2 protein-coding genes and 2 pseudogenes are annotated in these 1,414 nt (G+C 60.5%); 2 read left to right on the forward strand and 2 right to left on the reverse strand.

Annotated elements, in window-relative coordinates:
- Window positions 1-55: 55 nt before the first annotated feature.
- Window positions 56-127 (forward strand): annotated as a pseudogene (locus tag L9Z73_RS31700) (hypothetical protein); the annotation flags it as partial.
- Window positions 128-130: 3 nt separating this feature from the next.
- On the opposite strand, the pseudogene L9Z73_RS30530 reads toward L9Z73_RS31700, so the two are convergent.
- Both L9Z73_RS30530 and L9Z73_RS30535 read right to left on the reverse strand, forming a co-directional pair.
- A pseudogene (locus tag L9Z73_RS30530) lies at window positions 131-550 on the reverse strand (lactonase family protein); the annotation flags it as partial.
- Window positions 519-806 carry a DUF5629 family protein gene (locus tag L9Z73_RS30535; protein ID WP_247408681.1) on the reverse strand — a complete coding sequence of 96 codons (288 nt, stop codon included), beginning with the start codon at window positions 804-806 and terminating at the stop codon, window positions 519-521. The pseudogene L9Z73_RS30530 and the gene L9Z73_RS30535, both read right to left, overlap by 32 nt.
- A gap of 141 nt (window positions 807-947) precedes the next feature.
- Between L9Z73_RS30535 and L9Z73_RS30540 the strand changes: the two genes are divergently transcribed.
- Window positions 948-1,414 (forward strand): hypothetical protein (locus L9Z73_RS30540; protein ID WP_247408683.1); only part of this gene is annotated, 467 nt, incomplete at its 3' end.

Raw genomic sequence — 1,414 nt, forward strand, 5'->3', positions numbered from 1 at the left:
ACATCCGCTTACAGCTTCTACCCTGAGTGCATCACCCTCAGGACTAAAAGCACTCATGTACAAAGACCTGAAGTTCCCCATCCTTATCGTGCATCGCGACATCAAGGCCGACACCGTTGCCGGCGACGAACAGGTAGCGGCCATCGGCGGCCACGCTGGAATGCGTCGGCTCGCTGCCCAGGCTTTGTACCTGGTTGATCAGCGTGAGCTGATGGTTCTGCGGGTCGATGCGGTAGCTGCTGACGCGACCGACCGCGTCCTGTTGGCCGGGGCCGTTTTCATTCACCACAAACAGATGCTGCTGGTCCTTGGAGACCGTCAGCCAGGACGGGTTGGCCGCTTTCGCCGCCAATACCGGCTTGCCTTGGAACTGCCCGGTGCGGCTGTCGAATTGCAGGCGATAGATCCCTTCGCTGCTGCCGGCGGTGTAGCTGCCGACCAACAGTTCATAGGTGTCGGCCGGTGCCGCCTGCACCGACATCGCCCCGACGCTGCCCGCCATCAACAAGGGCCAGAACTTACGCATCAGCATCCGCTTCATCCTCATCATGGTTATTGCCGGTGACTGCACTCATGCAGACCAGGCGGTGCTCGCCCACATCACCGGTCAGCGTCCAGCTTTGCAAGGTCTCGTCGAAGACCGCCGCCTGCAGCTGTTCCAGGCTGAAACTCCAGCGTTTTTGCGCACGGCCATCCATCGCGATGATCAGCAGCTTTTCTTTATCCAGGGTGAAGTCGAAGGCGTGCAGCCCGTCGATTTCAAGCATGTCGCTGGTGGCAAGGACGGCCGTCAAAGTAGTAGTCATCACAGTCTTTCATCAGGTTCAAAGGGCTAATCATAGGCCAGTTTGGCGCCAGGGCCTAAAACCATAACCGGCTACCGCATCGGCACAACGCTGCGGATTACCGTGCAAGGGCGCGTCTTTATTCAACGTAAAGGAATACCCATGCCAGACCGGAATACCCCCCTCGCCGCCCACCCGACCCGACAAGCGGTTGAAGCTCAGTTTTTCAATCGCCCGACACTGTGCTCAGTCACCGCGCAGATGCTGGCCCGCAACCTGACGGAAAAATACCCGCCACTGACCCATCCCCTCGCAGACCTTCGCCTGGCCGTGCCCCGCGACGGTGGCGGTCGGGCCTTGCTGCCGTTATTGGACGTCGCACTGAACCACCTTGCCGACGGCAGCTTTCCCGATGTGTCGACGCGCCAAGGCCTCGACAGCTACTTGAGCACCCCCAGCGGCACCCGGCTCAGCTATCCGGCCAATGGCTCTCGCGCCGATGAACTGCTCGCCCCGACGCCGTTCACCCAGGTGCTGGGTGACCCCGCCCATACCGTTCGAATCCCCATCAAAGGCCCGAATCTGGATATCAACAGCGACCCGATCAAGGGGCTCTGGAGCATCATCGA

This window comes from Pseudomonas emilianonis (assembly GCF_023072625.1).
Lineage (GTDB): Bacteria > Pseudomonadota > Gammaproteobacteria > Pseudomonadales > Pseudomonadaceae > Aquipseudomonas > Aquipseudomonas paraveronii.